The sequence below is a fragment of the Sphingobium sp. VMM genome (assembly GCF_056790315.1).
In genome coordinates this window covers 1-1,132 of record NZ_JBXGSI010000059.1, presented here as the reverse complement: position 1 = coordinate 1,132, position 1,132 = coordinate 1, and the positions used below count along the sequence as shown (strand labels likewise).

Here is a 1,132-nt window from a genome sequence, read left to right as displayed (position 1 = left end):
GCGAGCGGGGATATGGGATTGCTGGCAGCGCGGGGAATCGATGAGTTCGATCGGGCGAAGGTTTGATCGAGAGTCTTCGTCGGTATTTTCGGTGATTTCGCCGACCGGCGGCATCCGGCCCGCCGCTCGCAAGCGTTGCAGTCGTGCGCTGAGCCTTGCCGAGCGGGAGGAGATATCGCGGGGCCTGAGCGTCAGAGAACCCTTGCGTGCGATAGCACGGCGACTGGGTCGCTCGCCCTCGACGATCAGTCGCGAAGTCAGGCGTAATGGCGGTGTTGCACGGTATCGGGCGACGGCGTCCGATCAGGCGGCATGGGACCGTGCCTTGCGGCCCAAGCCCTGCAAACTGGCTTGCTCGCCGTCACTGGCACAGGCGGTATCGGTCAAGCTGCGCCGCAAATGGTATTGCGAGGTGGCTCAGGCACAGCTTTCCGCAGGAGCCGCACAGGCAGGTGTCGTACGAGACCATCTACAGAAGCCTGTACATACAGGCGCGGGGAGTTCTGAAGAAGGAACTGCTGGAGCATCTGCGCGCCCGGCGCACCATCCGCCGGTCGCGGCACGCCAGCCTCAAGCGCAATGGCCTCGGCCAGATCAAGGGTGCCGTGTCGATCAGCGAACGCCCCGCCTCGGTCGAGGACCGCGCCATTCCCGGCCACTGGGAAGGCGATCTGATCGGAGGCACGAAGAACAGCCACATCGCGACGCTGGTCGAACGGCATTCGCGCTACGCGATACTGGTCAAGGTCACCAACAAGGACACCAGGAGCGTCGTGTCGGCGCTGATCAGGCAGACGCAGCGCCTGCCGCGCGAACTCTACAAGTCGCTCACCTGGGATCGCGGCAAGGAACTGGCCGATCATCCGCGTCTCTCACTGACTACCGATGTCGAAGTCTATTGCTGCGACCCGCAATCGCCCTGGCAGCGCGGCTCCAACGAAAACACCAATCGCCTGCTGCGACAGTATTTCCCCAGAGGAACCGATCTGTCGCTATACAGCCAGGCCAAGCTGAGTGCCGTTGCACGGCAACTCAACGAACGGCCAAGGAAAACGCTCGAATATCAAACGCCCGCAGAGCGTTTCCAAGCATGTGTTGCCGCCACCCGTTGAACCCACCGTGGATTGCGGAC

Annotated in this window: 1 pseudogene; it reads left to right on the top strand. The window is 62.9% G+C overall.

Annotation, left to right across the window (positions count from 1 at the left end):
- Positions 1-1,112: pseudogene (locus ACUCV3_RS27285) on the top strand (IS30 family transposase); the annotation flags it as partial.
- Positions 1,113-1,132 lie beyond the last annotated feature (20 nt).